1 protein-coding gene is annotated in these 908 nt (G+C 61.6%); it reads left to right on the top strand.

Going from position 1 to position 908, the window contains the following annotated elements:
• Positions 1-820, top strand: an 820-nt coding sequence (locus NW815_RS12475; protein WP_414416078.1) for an AarF/UbiB family protein, incomplete at its 5' end; no start/stop codon positions are given.
• Between the last annotated feature and the right edge of the window lie 88 nt (positions 821-908).

Genomic DNA, 908 nt, shown 5'->3' with positions numbered 1-908 from the left:
CCCCGGCAACCTCTTTTACTTGGGATCCGGTCGCGTAGCCCTGCTGGATTGCGGCATGATTGGGCGGCTGGATCCGCGTACGCAGCAGATTCTGCTGGAGCTGATGCTGGCCATTGTCAGCCTCGATGCCCAGCGCTGTGCCGAATTGACCCTGGAGTTGGCCCTGCCGGAAAGATCCACGGCCCGCTTGCGGGAGCAGCCGGTTAGCTTGGCCCAGCTCCAAAGCGACTACGAGCGCCTTCTGCGGCAGTACTACACCCTGAGCATTGCGGAACTCAACTTCAGCCAGCTCTTTTCCGAGATCCTGCAGGCGGCCCGGCGCAACCAGATCCGCATTCCCGGCAATTTGGGCCTCTGTGCCAAGGCGCTGGCCAATTTGGAAGGGATCGCCCGCCAGCTCACCCCCGACTACAACCTGCCGGAGCAGCTTCGCCCCCTGATGGCGGATGTGTTTCGGGCGCAATTGCTGGGGGAGGCCCCTCTGCCTTCGCTGCTGCGCACGGCTTTGGATTTGAAAAATCTCTCTCTGCAATCGCCGCGCCAGATGGAGCTGCTGCTCAGCCGCATCACCTCGGAAACCCAGCGCTGGAACTTGACCATCCAAGAGCTGGACGGGATCCGCAGCAGCCTGGATCAGTCGGCCAACCGCCTCTCCTACAGCATTGTGGTCGGCTCTCTAATCGTCGGGGCCGCCATCATCTCGGCTCAGACGCAGCGGTTTCAGGTCTTTGGGCTGAGTGAACTCCTGTTCGGGGCGGCCAGCCTGTTGGGGCTGTGGCTCGTCATCAGCATCCTGCGCTCCGGTCGCCTGCGCGGCTAGATTGGCTGAGGTTGGCTCATCAGTGGACTCAGGGCCCTACTGCCCTTGTCTGGATCTCGATGTTTCCAAAAGAACACCAAAACGGTAT

It is taken from the genome of Synechococcus sp. R6-7 (assembly GCF_047461695.1).
In the GTDB taxonomy this organism is placed as follows: domain Bacteria; phylum Cyanobacteriota; class Cyanobacteriia; order Thermostichales; family Thermostichaceae; genus Thermostichus.
Note: the sequence above shows the minus strand (reverse complement) of the source record. Positions and strands in the feature narration are given on the sequence as shown.